Source organism: Psychrobacter sp. TB55-MNA-CIBAN-0194 (genome assembly GCF_040309505.1).
Taxonomy (GTDB): domain Bacteria; phylum Pseudomonadota; class Gammaproteobacteria; order Pseudomonadales; family Moraxellaceae; genus Psychrobacter; species Psychrobacter fozii.
Genome location: NZ_JBEOOW010000157.1, coordinates 1 through 283, shown reverse-complemented (window position 1 = coordinate 283; position 283 = coordinate 1). Strand labels below are relative to the sequence as shown.

Genomic DNA, 283 nt, shown 5'->3' with positions numbered 1-283 from the left:
AACCTATGCCGGTGGGCATCGCGCGCTTGAAAAAGTGAGTTTTCATATAAAACCAGGCGAACTGGCTTTTTTAACGGGCCACAGTGGTGCCGGTAAAAGTACACTTTTAAAGCTTATTAGCTTGATGGAACGCCCCTCTGCGGGTAATGTGTTTATCAATGGCGTGGATTTGAATAAGTTAAATTCACGACAAATTCCGTATGCACGCCGCGACATTGGTATTATTTTTCAAAATCATCGTCTATTAGAACGATACACGGTGTTCGATAACGTTGCTTTGCCC

1 protein-coding gene is annotated in these 283 nt (G+C 43.5%); it reads left to right on the top strand.

Annotated elements, in window-relative coordinates:
• A partial coding sequence (locus tag AAEY75_RS14650; RefSeq protein ID WP_352259973.1) for an ATP-binding cassette domain-containing protein occupies positions 1-283 on the top strand: 283 nt, incomplete at both ends.